Here is a 12,721-nt window from a genome sequence, read left to right on the forward strand (position 1 = left end):
TCTCCTACTGGGTCACGGACTGCGCGCGAAGGTGTTCGACGGCGAGGCGGGCGGCCTCGCCGATGGCGGAATCGACCGCGGGTAAGCGCTCTTCGAGAGAATCGGCGCGGGTGAACACCGCGACGGCGTAGCGTCGACCGTCCACATGGGTCACCACCCCCGCTTCGTTACGGACCGAGGGAAGCGTCCCGGTCTTCGCCGCGATCGCCACCTCCGCGGGGAAGCCGGACGAGATCCGGTGCGGCCAGATCTGCTGGGCCATGATCGTCCGCACCCGTTCGCAGGCGGCCGGGTCGCCCGCTCGGTCGGTCCAGATGGCGTCGAGCAGCGTGGTCATCTCGCGCGGGGTCGACGCCGTCGTGCGTTCCGGGTCGACCACCGAGAGCTTCCACAGCTGTTCCTCGGTGGCCGCTTCGAAAACGGCTTCCAGCTCGTCGTCCGGTTTCGCGCCGAGGTCGGCGATGACCGAGGCGAACAGGTCTTCACAACAGCCGATCAGGCGGGTCCTGGCCAGTCCGAGGTCGGTGAGCACCTGGTCGATCTTGTCTTGGCCGATCCGGTGGTAGATCAGGTCTGTCGCGGCGTTGTCGCTCATCGTCAGCATGAAATGCGCCAGGTCGCGCCAGCTCATTTCGACGTCGTCGGCGCAACCGGCGGTGCCGACCCCGCCGATCCGGTACCGCGCGGTGACGCGGGTCCGCTCGGTCTCGTCGAGCCTGCCCGCGGCCACCTCGCGGACGAAGGCGACCGCCACCGGGATCTTGAACACCGAGGCCAGTACGACCGGATCGTCCGCGCCGACACCGACTTCGGGGCCGCCCTCGACGCCGACCTCACGCGCGTGCACGAAACCGCGGGCACCCGCGTTCGCGAAGACGGCCTCGATCTCGCCGTCGATTCCGGTCATCGGCTCACCCGCCGGTCGGCGCGTCCCGTGTGGACGAACAACGCCCGCCCGCTGCCGTCGTCGCCGACGAACGCGTGCGGCAGGTGCAGCCCCAGCCCGTCGTTTTCGGCCACCAAGGTGTCGCCCTTGTAGCCGTGGAGCCTGTTCTTCTCCGGCGGGCCGCCGAGGTCGGCGAACACGCCCTTCGGCGTACGTTCCAGCCACAGGTCGCCGTCCTCGTCCTGGCTCACGACGATGTCCGAGACCTGCGAGGAGTACTCGCCGACGAACCGGGACGGGTCGGCCGGGGTCTCGGCGGCGTTGGGTTCGGGCAGCGACGGGACTTCGACGCCCGCCAACTCGCCCAGCACCTTCCGGAAGATGTCCAGGTAGAGGTGCAGTGGTTTGCCGCCGTTGGTCAGCAGGGCCACCGCGACGTTGCTGCCGGGCACCACGCGCAGGAAGGCCGACTGGCCGATGGTGCCGCCGTCGTGACCGATCACCGGACCGCCGTCCCAGTCGAAGATCATCCAGCCGAGCCCCCACGCCCCGCCCATCAGGCCGAGGTAGGGCAGTTCGACCTGGCGTTCCCACATGGCGCGGACGGTCTCGGGCTGGAGCACCTGGGTTCCGTCGTCGGCCCGGCCCTCGTTCAGGTGCATACGCACGAAGGTCAGCAGATCGCGCGGGCGCATCCCCAGATGTGAGCCGGCGGGGCTGTTCGACCGGGTGAGCGCCCAGACGGGCGCGGGGACCGGCTCGTCGTCCGGCGTCGGCTGGACGTGCCCGATCGCGGCGCGGTAGCGGATCGCGTCGTAGGGCCCGGTCGCCGCGTGGGTCAGGCCCAGCGGGGTGAACAGGTGGTCGCGCAGGCACTCGTCGTAGGACTTGCCGCGCAGGACCTCGATGATCCTGCCGAGCACGCAGTACCCGGCGTTGTTGTAGGAGAACATCTCGCCAGGACCGAACAGCTGGGGAACGTCGGACAACGTCGCCACGAGCTTCGCGACGCAGTCGTCGCCCTGACCTGTGTCGGTGAAGATGTCCCCTTCGAAGCCGGAGGTGTGGCAGGTCAGCTGCCGCACGGTGATCCGTGCCGCGGCGTCTTCGTCGGCGAGGACGAACTCTGGAAGGTAGGAGCGCACCGGCTTGTCGAGGTCCAGCCGCCCTTCGTCGACGAGCTGCATCGCGAGGGTGGTAGTCCACACCTTGGTGATCGAGCCGATCTGGAAGACGGAGTCCACAGTGGACTCGACGCCGGTACCCTTGTTCAGCACACCGGCCGCGTGGTCGACGACCTCACCGTTGGCGAAGACCGCGATCGCCGCGCCGGGTACCTGGTGTTCGGCCAGCAGGGCCGGAAGGTTCTGTTCGAGCCAGGCATCGATTTCGGAAAGTTTCGACATGGGCGTCCTCGTCCGTGGAAAGGGTGGTCCGGCGGTTCCCGGAATGCTAGGACGGTGACGGGCGTCACCGGTTCGTGCGGAACGACGAGAGCGGCGGGAAAATTCATCCGCGCCGACGAATCATTCGTTCCCGGCCCACGGAAGCCTCAGCCATTCGACCGCCCGTGCCGCGGCGAAGCCGATGAACGCGTCCCGCTCCGGCACCCGCGAGCGCGCGTCGACGGCGTCGGTGAAAATCCCTACCGCGTAACGGCCCCCATCCGGGTACTCGACCACACCGACCTCGTTGCGCAACGACGGCAGCGTCCCGGTCTTGCCACTCACCCGGATCCCGTCGTCCGGGAACCCGGACCGCAGCCGGTGCGGCCACACCTGGAGTTCCAGCCAGCGCCGGACGTCCGCGCAAGCGGCGGGCGACGCCGCCTCGTCACGCCAGATCAGCCCGAGCAGCCGGGTGATCTCCTCGGCGGTCGTGGCACAGGTGTGCGCCGGTTGCAGCGCGCGCAACGCGGTGAGCTGTTCCATCGGAAGCTCCGCCAGCAGCCTTTCGTCGTCTTCGTAGGAAATTCCGAGGTCTTCTCCGATGCTGCCGAGGGTCTCACCGCAGTCCTGCGACACGGTGGTGTACGCGAAACCCAATCGCCGCAAGGTTTCCTCGGTAGATTTCTTCCCGACGCGGTCGAGGATCAGGTCCGTGGCGACGTTGTCGCTGATCCCGATCATCAGGATCGCGAGGTCGTGCCAGGACATCGTCACCTCGTGCCGGAACGTCGCCAGGCCGTACGGGCTTGGAGTGGGATGTCCGGGGGCGACGGTGATCCGCTCACCGAGGTCGAGTTCACCTTCGGCAGCCTGCCTGGCCAGCTCCAGCGCGACCGGCACCTTGAACACCGACGCGGTCACGACGGGGATGTCTTCGTCGATGCCGATCCGCCGGGTGCCGTCGATCTCGGCCGCGTGCAACCGGACGCGGACACCCACCTCCTCGGCGCGGTCGTTGATCGTTTCGATGACTTCGGACGCGGTGGGCATGGGGCTCCTGTCTGAGGGTGGGAGGAGGGCGCAGGTGAGGGGTGGGCTGGGTTGGTCGTGAGTGGCGATTCGGGTTAGAACCCGAATCGCCACTCACGACCACCTGTACCGAAGATCTGTCTACTTACGACTTTTCGGTGGAGAAGGTGAACTGCGCGGGGGTCTGCGGTACCCAGAACGCCATCACCGCGGTGAGCAGGGTGGTGCCGATGAGGAAGCCGAACGCGGCGGTGTAGGAGAAGGTGTCCGCGAGCCAGCCCATCGCGACCGGGGCGACCGCGCCGGCCACCTGGCCGCCGAAGTTCATCACCCCCATGCCGATCCCGGTGACCGCCGTGGGCAGCACCCGCAGCGGAAGACCGAAGACGGCCATCGTCGCCATGCCGAAGACGGCGAGGGCGAGCGTCTCGTAGAGGGTGAATTCCGCCGTGCTGTCCGCGTTCACCATGAGCGTCAGCAGCACCACGGTCACCAAGGCGATCGAGCCGAGGTACCAGCGGCCGTGATCGTGGAAGTACCGGTCGAACAGCCAGCCACCGAGGATGGTCGTGCCGATGCTCACCAGCATCGGGATCGCGGCCAGCACGCCGGTCTGGCTCAACGACAGCCCCCGCGCCTCCAGCAGGTAGCTGGGTACCCAGGTGATCATCCCGTAGTTGAGCATGTTGGTGACGCAGAACAGCAGGGTGAACTTCCAGATCACCGGGGATTTCAGTACCTGCTTGCGGGACACCTCAGGCGTCTTCGCCTCGTCAAGGGGAAGACTGCTGAGCGATTTCGGCAGCGCCTTGGGCAGGATCGCCCAGACCGTGACGCCGATGAGCGCGCCGATCCCCGCCATCCAGAAGAAGGTGTGCCGCCAGCCGATGGCCATCAGCAACGGCCCGACGATCAGCGGTGCCAGCCCCGCGCCGATCCCGCCCGCCGAAAGCATCACGCCGGTGACCGTCGCCCGGTTGGCGGGAGTCGTCCGCTCCGCGATCGCCTTGAACGAGGCCGCCGGGAAAAGTCCTTGGCACACCCCGAAAAGGCCGCGGACCACGAGGAGCATCCCGAAGGTGCCGGCCATTCCGGTCATCGCGGTGAACACCGACCAGAGCAGCAACGTGACCAGCATCGGACCGCGGGAGCCGTAGCGGTCGGCGAGGAATCCGGCCGGGATCTGGCAGACCATGTAGACCAGGGCGAAAACGGTCACGAGCCAGCCCTGCTGGGTCTTGCTGAGGTCGAACTCGGCGCCGATCATCGGCAGCGCCATCCCGATGGAGAACCGATCGATGTAGTCGACCGACCAGGCGAACACCATCACCACCATGGTGATGACCGCCGTCCGGTTGATCCGCCGTGCCGTCCAGGTGTCCTCTTTGACCACTGTCGCCATCACGCCTCCGCCGAAACCGTTGGGAGAGAAGGAGAACGACGCACGCTGTCGGGACCGGATGCCGTTTCCGGTGTCGCGCCGATCACTTATTTTGAACAGCGGGTGAGCGGGAGAGTTGGTTCGATCCCACGAACATCCGGCGGTCTTTCCGGCCGGGATGACCAACCTCGGCCGAAGGTCAAGACTCCTCGATGGCGGGCGGCCCTGTCCGCGCGTCCCGGGGCAGCAGCCGCAGTTGCAGCATGGCGGCGAACCGCTCCCCCGCGTCGTCGAGGTCGATCTCGCCGACTTCGGCCAGCCGCCGCAACCGGTAACGGAACGTGTTGGGGTGGACGTAGGCCGCGGCCGACGCGGCACCGATGTCCCCGAAAGCGTCCAGCCAGCACCTGAGGGTGTGCACCAGCTGCGACTGGTGCTGGGCGTCGTAGGCGAGCAGCCGCGCGACGGGTCCGGTCGCGACGTCTCCCCTCGCCGCGGCCAAATCGGCGAGCTCCAGCATGAGCGCGTCGACGTGGACGTCCTCGACGGTCGCGACGCGCCTGGCGCCGCCGTTGGTGAGCAGCACCCGCAACGCGCGGTCGGCGCCGTCGCGCGAGGCACGCAGACCGGAGCCGTCGAGCGCGAGCGGTCCGATGCCGATCGCGGCCGCCGCCCGGCGTCCGGTGCGCTCCAGGAAGGTCGACGCGACTCGGATCGAGCGCTCCTGGCAGTCGGCGTGGCTGCCCGGCATCGGGACGATGCCGTAGGCGACGTCGCCGACGAGCGCGACGGCCGAGCGCGGCTGGACGGCGCTGAGGTGCATGGCCAGCGCGTCGGCGACCCGCTGACGGTCCGCGACGAGCCGGAGATCGTCGTCCGGGGTCGGCGCCCCGAGCAGGCCCATCGCGAGCACGATCGACGGCTGGCCCAGCAGACCGAGCCGGGCGATGGCCTCCGGTGCGGCGGCGCCGCCTTCGAGCGCCGTGCTCACCAGGTCCGCGCGCAGCCTTCGTTCGACGTCGGCGCCCGCGCGCAGCCGGAGCAGGTGCAACGCGACGAGTTTGGCGGCGTCGATCAACGCCTGTGTCCGCTCCTCGCTGAGCGGTTCCCGGACCGCCGCCCAGATCGATCCGAGCACCTCGTCACCCGCGCGGACGGCGAGTGCCACCCGCGGGATCACGATCTCGTGCGCGTCGTAGCGTTGCGGATCGACGTACACCGGCGTGTGTTCGCGGTAGAGCTTTTCGAAGATGCCGTCCCGTTCCAGGTTGCGGGTGAACCGCTCCGGTACCTGCCTGCCGAGGATGGTCTCGACCCGCGATGGGTCCGCCTCGTCCTGACGCCCGGAGAACGCGAGCACCCGCGAGTTGCGGTCCTCGATGGTCACCGGCGCGTCCAACAGCGCGGCGATGGCGTTGGCGAGGGCGAAAAGATCACCCGAGGGCATTCCACCGAGCGTCTGCGGCGAGACCTCGCCGACGTCGCCCTCCGCGAGCAAGGTCCTGAGCATGGCCGCGAGCTGGGCCCAGGAAGCACCGCTGGCGAGGCCGAGCAGGGCGACCCCGGTCGAGTCCGCGACGCGCCGGAGTTCCGGCGTCGGGGTGACGGGAGACCGGACGACGAGCGCCGCCGCTCCCCTCGCACCCACGTCGTGCAGGAGGCGGACGACCTCGTCGTGCTCCCGCACCCCGACGCCGAGCACGACGGCGGAGGCGGGAAATTCCGACTCGTCGTGCGGATCGTGGATGACCACTCCGCCGAGCTGCTTGCGGGTGGTCCCGCCGACCGCGACCGGCTCCAGGAGCACGTCCCCGAGGTCTTCGAGGACGCGCCCCAAACTCGTATGCGGCTTACTGGGCACCGGTGTCAGCACCCCCCGAAGTTAAACCCGGCCTCACCGAACCGAGTGGTTCGATCCGACCAAATCTAACCCCGGAATTCGTAGCACGCTACGAGTTGATCCACGCTTTCGTCTTCGTGACCTCGTCCAGCAGGTCCGGAATCGGAGTCACCCCCAGTCCTGGACCGGTCGGCACCGGCAGATGCCCGGACTCGAGCACGAACGGCTCGGTGATGTCCGTGCGGTAGAACCGGCCGGATGCCGAGGTGTCACCCGGGAGCGTGAAACCCGGCAGCGAGGCGAGCGCGACGTTGGCCGCCCGACCGAGGCCGGTCTCGATCATCCCGCCGCACCACACCGCGACCCCGTGCGCCGCGCACACGTCGTGCACCCGGCGGGCTTCGAGGTAGCCACCGACTCGGCCCGGTTTGATGTTGACGATCTGGCAGGCGCCCAGCTTGATCGCGTCGGCCGCGGCCCGCGCCGAAACGATCGACTCGTCGAGGCAGATCGGCGTCCGGATGCGCTTGGCCAGTTCGGCGTGCCCGAGGACGTCCTCCTCTTCGAGCGGCTGCTCGATCAAGAGGAGGTCGAACGGGTCCAGGCGGGCCAGCAGCGGCGCGTCGCCGAGGGTGTACGCGGTGTTCGCGTCGACCTGCAGCAACACGTCGTCACCGAAGCGCTCCCGCACCTGGCGGACGGGCTCGACGTCCCACCCGGGTTCGATCTTCAGCTTGATGCGCACGTAGCCCTCGTCGAGATACCCGCCGACGACGTCGAGCAACTGCGGGATCGAGTCCATGATGCCGACCGACACCCCGCAGGCCACGGAGTCGCGAGTGGACCCCAGCTCGGCGGCGAAGGACCGGTCGTGCGCCCGGAGTTCGGCGTCGAGCACCGCCATCTCCAGCGCGGCCTTCGCCATCCGGTGGCCCTTGAACTTCGCCAGCAGCGGCGTCACCTTGTGCGCGGTGAGTTCACCGGCGTCCAGCAGCGCTGGGATCAGATGGTTCCGCAGCACGTGCTCGGCGGCGTCGTTGTACTCCGACGAGTAGAGCGGCGCCTCCATCGCCACGCATTCGCCCCAGCCCTCGGCCGCCGGGGTCACCGCGCGGACGAGCAGCAGTTCCCGTTCGGACTGCGTCCCGAACGACGTCCGGAACGGGGCCACGAGCGGCATCCGGACCCGGCGCAGTTCCACACCGCTGAGTTTCACGACTGCTCCTTCGAGATCACGTACCAGCCGGCACGATCGAAACCGGCGACCTTGGCGTTGTCCGCCATCAGTCCGCCGAGGACTTCGCGCAGAGCGACCCGCCACGCGTTGCCGCGACCGGGATCGGTGCGGCGTAACCGTTCGACGTCGGGCGGCACGGCGACGAGCACGGTCGGCGTGTCGGCGGTCCCGACCAGCGGGCCGCCATCGGCGTCGACCGAAAGCGCCTTCGCCGCCCCCAGTGCTCCCGCGTCGATCAGGACGGGTTCACCGAACGCCGCGGCGCGGACGTTCGGGCTCGTCAGGTCCCAGCCGACCATCAGCCGGTCGGTGTCACCCGAACCGTTGATGCTGTCCTCCATCGGACCGTAGAAGTCGGGCAGGTACCCGATCGGGTGCGCACCGAGTTTCCCCAGGTTGAAATAGGCGTTGCGCCGCACCAGCGGATCGAAGGTCCAGGTGATCATCGAGACGTCCTGGAGCAGTGCCCATCCGCGCTGGTGCAGTTTGAGCGCGTGACCGATCCCCCGGCCCGCGCCCGCTTTGGCGACCCCGGCGATATGGCTGTGCAGGCTCGCCTTCCCCGGATTCCCGAAGAAACCGAAGCAGGCCCCCAGGAGTTCGCCGTGTTCGAACGCGCCCGCGACGTAGTTCCCGGCCGTGGACATCGCCCGGAGCAGCTCCGTACTCACCGGGCGGGCGCCGGGCGCGGACTTCCAGATCGATTCGAACAGGTCCACGACGGCGGCCAGATCGGCGATTTCGGTGAGTTCGCGGATTTCGACGCCCGAAGCCACGGCCGCGGCCCGCGCGGCGGCGACGGCCTCGTCGCGCACCTCGGCCGAGGCCGGGCTTTCCGTATTCGTCGCAAGATTCGTCACGGGACAATCCTTTCCCGGCCCGGTGGCCGAGTCACCGTCGTGCCGTACCAGATTCGCCCGCGGGATTCGTCGCGCCGGACGGACCCCGCTTCGCGAGGACGTTTTCCACGAGTGCGGCCAGCAAGGCGGTGCGCCGCGGCAATTCCGCGACGACGACGTGTTCGTGATCCGCGTGTGCCCCGCCGCCGACGGCGCCGAGACCGTCGAGGGTGGGCACGCCCAACCCCGCGGTGTAATTGCCGTCCGAGGCACCGCCGACGGATGCCGCGGTCAGTTCACCGAAACCGAGTTCGTCCGACAATTCCCGAGCCAGCGCGAACAATCCCGACGAGGAGCCTTCCTCCAACGGCGGCCGGTTGATCCCGCCGGTGACCCGGACCACGGCGTCCTCCAGAACCGGCCGGAGATCTCGGATGGACCGATCGACGCGGAGTTGCTCGGCCTCGTTCCAGACGCGGACGTCGACCTCCACCTTCGCGGCGGCCGGGACGGTGTTGACCGTCGTTCCCGCCGAGACGACGGTGGGTGTCACGCTGGTTCCGGCTTCGGGGTCGGCGAGCTCGGCCACCGCGAGGATCTGGTGCGCGATCTCGATCCCCGCGTTGATCCCCTTCTCCGGTTCGAGCCCGGCGTGCGCCGCGCGACCCGTCACCTCGACCTGGTAGTGGGAAACCCCTTTGCGACGGCATTTCAGCGCACCGCCGTCGGCCGAAGCCTCCAGCACGAACGCCGCGTCACAGCCCGCCGCCGTTTCCTCGATCAGGGCGCGCGACGACGGTGAGCCGATCTCCTCGTCGCCGGTGACCAAAATGGACAGTCCGGTGCGATCGGGGACGACCGCGGCGGCGTGCAACGCCATCACGACCCCGGCCTTCATGTCGAAGCAGCCGGGACCGCGCAACACGCCGTCCCGTACGGAAAACGGATGGGTCTCCAGCGAACCGTGCGGCCACACCGTGTCGTGGTGACCGAGGAGCAACACGCGCGTCGGTCCGTCGCCGAATCGCCATCGCAGATGGGTGACCCCGCCGATGACGATCCGTTCGGGGTCGGCTCCCAGCAGTCTCCGGCCGAGCCCCGCGACGACCTCGGCACTGCGGGCCACGGCGTCGTGATCCGACGACGGGGACTCGCAACGGACCAGCGCTTCGATGTCGGCGAGCAGTTCGCTCATCGCGGCTCACCGCGCAGCGGCTTGCCGGGGAAGGCGTCGGTGCGCAGGTTTCCGTCGGTGACGACAGGAACGCCCGAAACGAACAGATGCCGGACACCGACCGAAGGCCTCGTCGAATCGAAGTAGGTGGCCGCGTCGGTGATGGTGTTCGGGTCGAGGGCGACGATGTCGGCGTCCGCGCCGACGTCGAGCCTGCCTTTGGCCCGCGCGGCCGGGGCGACCTCGTCGAGGACGCGCGCCGGCAGGTAGGAACAGCGCCGGAACGCCTCCAGCCAGGTCCACGCCTTGCTCTCGCGCACCATCAGGCGCAACGTCTTGGCGTATGTCCCGGCTGTCCGCGGATGCGTCGCACCACCGGGCGGCAACGGCCATTCGGTACTTTCGCTGGTGCCGTTCTTCCAGTACACGGGCAGCGCGTCGCTGGCGACGATGGCGTCCGGGAAGACGAGCGCCTGGCGCAGCAGTTCGAGGTCGCGGGGATTGCTTTCGTCGAGGAACTCCAGGATGCACGGCGCTCCGGGCTCCTCCTCGCGGACCTGCAGCAGACGGCCCTCGTCGGCGATCCGCTCCCCCGACTCCAGCATGATCACACTGGACGGCGAGAGCCCTTTCATCTTCAGCCGCTCGGGCGAAAGGAAGGCGGCGCCGATACCCGTGCTGCCCGCGCCGTACGGATAAGCCTCGACGGTCACCCGCGACCCGGCCGAACGGCTCGCCTCCAGTGCGGCGAGCACGCGGTCGATCTGGTGGCCGGAAGTGCTGTTGACGTGGCAGTGGTGCATGGCCGCGCCGGTCTCGGCCGCGACGATCGCGATCTCCTCCGAGCCGTCGACAGGAGTCGCCGGGTCCACTTCGACCAGTTCACGGACGTGGGTGTAGGTCGGTGCCCCGGCCTCCTTGGCGAGCCGGGCGAGCGCGACGAACTCACCCGGATCCGTCAGGGGCGCGTAGCCGAGCAACACGCCGACGCCGAGCGCGCCCGCGGCCAGCTCACCCTCCACAAGGGACAGCCAGGCCGCCAGCTCCTTCGGCGACGAAGACCTTTGCCAGGAAGGGTTCCCGAGCACCGCGAGCCCGCTGTCGATGTTGGCGTCGGGCTCGATCCCGGCGAGCACCTGAGCCCTGGCGGACCCCCACGACGCGGAGAAACCGTAGTGCAGCGGACGTCCCGCCGCGGCGGCCTCGGCGTAGGCCCGCTCGATCGGCATCAACCCGGCTTCGAGGTCGAGCGCGGTCGTGACCCCGTCCATCGCCTGCAGCCGCTGTCCCGCGATGGTGTGCACGTGACTGTGCAGGTCGATGAAACCGGGGCCGACGACGAGCCCGGAGACGTCGATCTCCGTGTCCCCCGCTTCCGACGGCAGACCCTCCCCCACGGCGGTGACCACCCCGTCCGTCACCAGCACGTCGGCCGTACCGTCAAAACCCGTCGCCGGGTCGATGACACGACCGCCACGCAAGAGTGTCCGCATGCTTCGCCTCCTAGGATCGCCTCGTTGAAGGCGACCCTAGGAGGTTTCGCGGGGCGTCCGTTCGTAGCGGGCGACGAATCCGGGACACCGGATCCATCCGCCCGCACGAACTCCGCTCACCGAGCCCGATGCTCGGCGATGATCTCGGCGTAGCGGTGACCGCTGGCCTTCACCGTGCGAACCTGGGTGTCGTAGTCGACCCGTACCAGCCCGAACCGTTTGCTCAGCCCGCTGTCCCATTCGAAGTTGTCGAGCAGCGACCAGGCGAAATAACCTTTCACCGGCGCACCCGCCTCAGCCGCTCCGGCCACCGCGCCCAGATGTTCTTCCAGGTAGGCGATGCGGTCGGCGTCGTCGATCGAGCCGTCCTCGGCGACCTTGTCGTCGAAGGCGGCCCCGCTTTCGGTGACGTAGATGGCCCGCGCGCCGTACTCGTTGGCGAGGCGGTGGATCAGATCCGCGAGTCCCTGCCCGTGGATCTCCCAACCCATCGCGGTGGTGGCGGCCCCCTCGACCGGTACCTGCCGGGCACGCGGCGCGGGGCCGTGCGGGTCGTCCTCGACGATCTGCCGGAAGTAGTAGTTCAGCCCGTGGTAGCCGACCGGAGTCGAGATCACCTCCAGGTCGTCACCGACGACGGGTGGCTCGACGCCGTACACCTCGATCATGTCCGCGGGGTAGCCACGCCCGTTCGCCGGGTCGAGCCACCAGCGGTTGACGTGCCCGTCCATCCGGGCCGCCGCCTCGACATCTTCGGTGGAGTCGGACGCGGGCTCGATCCCGCTGAGGTTGAGCACCAGGCCGACGTTGGCCGGCTCGGCGGCGCTCGCGGTGATCGCCTGTGCGCCAAGGCCGTGCGCGAGCAGAAGATGGTGCGACGCGTGGATCGCCTGCTTGAGATCTTTGATCCCGGGCGCGAACCGGCCTTCGAGGTAGCCGAGCCAGGCCGAGCACAGCGGCTCGTTGACGGTGTTCCAGTCCTTCACCCGGTCACCCAGCCGGGCCGCGACGACGGCCGCGTAATCAGCGTAGGCGTAGGCCGTGTCGCGCTCGGGCCAGCCGCCGTTCGCCTGCAGCGCCGAGGGCAGGTCCCAGTGGAACAGCGTGGCGAACGGCCGGATCCCCGCTTCGAGCAGCGCGTCGACCAGCCGGTCGTAGTGGTCGAGGCCGAGCGCGTTGACCTCGCCGCGGCCGGTGGGAATCACCCGCGGCCACGCGATCGAGAACCGGTAGGCGTCCAGCCCCAGCCGCTTCATGATTTCGAGGTCCTCCGGCCAGCGCCGGTAGTGATCGCACGCGACGTCGGCCGTGTCACCGTTCAGGACGGCACCCGGGACCCGGACGAAGTCGTCCCAGATCGACGGAAGGCGGCCGTCGACGTCGACGGCGCCTTCGACCTGGTACGCGGCGGTGGCCGCGCCCCACAGGAAATCGGCGGGAAGGTGCAGGTTCAA

10 protein-coding genes are annotated in these 12,721 nt (G+C 69.0%); all 10 read right to left on the bottom strand.

The window, feature by feature from the left end; translation table 11 throughout:
* Positions 1–4: 4 nt before the first annotated feature.
* The 10 genes from ACZ54P_RS14765 to ACZ54P_RS14810 all read right to left on the bottom strand — a co-directional run bounded on the left by ACZ54P_RS14765 (position 5) and on the right by ACZ54P_RS14810 (position 12,721).
* Complete coding sequence (locus tag ACZ54P_RS14765; protein WP_465462049.1) at positions 5–907, bottom strand: serine hydrolase; 903 nt, start codon at positions 905–907, stop codon at positions 5–7.
* Complete coding sequence (locus tag ACZ54P_RS14770) at positions 904–2,292, bottom strand: serine hydrolase domain-containing protein (RefSeq protein ID WP_465462050.1); 1,389 nt, start codon at positions 2,290–2,292, stop codon at positions 904–906. Before ACZ54P_RS14770 ends, ACZ54P_RS14765 begins: the two co-directional genes overlap by 4 nt.
* Before the next feature lie 120 nt (positions 2,293–2,412).
* Positions 2,413–3,324, bottom strand: a complete 912-nt coding sequence (locus ACZ54P_RS14775) for a serine hydrolase (RefSeq protein WP_465462051.1) — start codon at positions 3,322–3,324, stop codon at positions 2,413–2,415.
* A 124-nt stretch (positions 3,325–3,448) separates the two neighbouring features.
* A complete protein-coding gene (locus ACZ54P_RS14780) occupies positions 3,449–4,705 on the bottom strand; it encodes an MFS transporter (RefSeq protein ID WP_465462052.1) in 1,257 nt (418 codons plus the stop codon).
* A 178-nt stretch (positions 4,706–4,883) separates the two neighbouring features.
* Positions 4,884–6,557 (bottom strand): PucR family transcriptional regulator, encoded by a 1,674-nt coding sequence (locus ACZ54P_RS14785; protein WP_465462053.1) that lies wholly within the window; start codon positions 6,555–6,557, stop codon positions 4,884–4,886.
* Positions 6,558–6,633: 76 nt separating this feature from the next.
* Positions 6,634–7,740 carry an o-succinylbenzoate synthase gene (gene menC / locus ACZ54P_RS14790; RefSeq protein ID WP_465462054.1) on the bottom strand — a complete coding sequence of 369 codons (1,107 nt, stop codon included), beginning with the start codon at positions 7,738–7,740 and terminating at the stop codon, positions 6,634–6,636.
* On the bottom strand, positions 7,737–8,621 hold the full coding sequence (locus tag ACZ54P_RS14795) for a GNAT family N-acetyltransferase (protein ID WP_465462055.1): 885 nt from the start codon (positions 8,619–8,621) through the stop codon (positions 7,737–7,739). The genes menC and ACZ54P_RS14795 overlap by 4 nt, the downstream gene beginning before the upstream one ends.
* Positions 8,622–8,652: 31 nt before the next feature.
* The gene (locus ACZ54P_RS14800) at positions 8,653–9,795 is read right to left on the bottom strand and encodes a M20 family metallopeptidase (protein WP_465462056.1); all 1,143 of its coding nucleotides are present in this window, start codon (positions 9,793–9,795) and stop codon (positions 8,653–8,655) included.
* Complete coding sequence (locus ACZ54P_RS14805; RefSeq protein WP_465462057.1) at positions 9,792–11,267, bottom strand: amidohydrolase family protein; 1,476 nt, start codon at positions 11,265–11,267, stop codon at positions 9,792–9,794. Before ACZ54P_RS14805 ends, ACZ54P_RS14800 begins: the two co-directional genes overlap by 4 nt.
* Before the next feature lie 116 nt (positions 11,268–11,383).
* Complete coding sequence (locus ACZ54P_RS14810; RefSeq protein WP_465462058.1) at positions 11,384–12,721, bottom strand: GH1 family beta-glucosidase; 1,338 nt, start codon at positions 12,719–12,721, stop codon at positions 11,384–11,386.

The sequence above is a fragment of the Amycolatopsis sp. NPDC034160 genome (assembly GCF_055575355.1).

Bases quoted from the DNA above. Each gene is read 5' to 3' on its own strand.
- ACZ54P_RS14765 (WP_465462049.1), bottom strand. From the start codon at position 907: ATGACCGGAATCGACGGCGAGATCGAGGCCGTCTTCGCGAACGCGGGT.
- ACZ54P_RS14770 (WP_465462050.1), bottom strand. From the start codon at position 2,292: ATGTCGAAACTTTCCGAAATCGATGCCTGGCTCGAACAGAACCTTCCG.
- ACZ54P_RS14775 (WP_465462051.1), bottom strand. From the start codon at position 3,324: ATGCCCACCGCGTCCGAAGTCATCGAAACGATCAACGACCGCGCCGAG.
- ACZ54P_RS14780 (WP_465462052.1), bottom strand. From the start codon at position 4,705: ATGGCGACAGTGGTCAAAGAGGACACCTGGACGGCACGGCGGATCAAC.
- ACZ54P_RS14800 (WP_465462056.1), bottom strand. From the start codon at position 9,795: ATGAGCGAACTGCTCGCCGACATCGAAGCGCTGGTCCGTTGCGAGTCC.
- ACZ54P_RS14805 (WP_465462057.1), bottom strand. From the start codon at position 11,267: ATGCGGACACTCTTGCGTGGCGGTCGTGTCATCGACCCGGCGACGGGT.